Source organism: Burkholderia sp. GbtcB21 (assembly GCF_019091065.1).
Taxonomy (GTDB): Bacteria; Pseudomonadota; Gammaproteobacteria; order Burkholderiales; family Burkholderiaceae; genus Burkholderia; species Burkholderia pyrrocinia_C.
In genome coordinates this window covers 1-230 of sequence record NZ_JAGXKA010000559.1, presented here as the reverse complement: position 1 = coordinate 230, position 230 = coordinate 1, and the positions used below count along the sequence as shown (strand labels likewise).

General features: G+C 68.7%; 1 protein-coding gene. It reads left to right on the top strand.

Going from position 1 to position 230, the window contains the following annotated elements; translation table 11 throughout:
- Positions 1–230 (top strand): cupin domain-containing protein (locus tag KVT39_RS37635; RefSeq protein ID WP_217591545.1); only part of this gene is annotated, 230 nt, incomplete at both ends.

The following is a 230-nucleotide window of genomic DNA, read 5'->3' as shown; positions in this document are numbered from 1 at the left end:
CGGCTGGCCGAGCCACCGCCACTGGCATTCCGTCGAAGACGAATTCGTGTCCGTGCACGGAGGCGAACTCGTGATGATCGAGGACGGCGGCGAGACCGTGCTGCACGCGGGCGTCTGCGCGGCGTTTCCGAAAGGCTCCGGCAACGGCCACCACCTCGTCATCCGGTCGGACGCGGTCGCCGTCTATCTCGAGGTTGGCTCGCGCCCGCCGGACGACGTGATCACCTGCC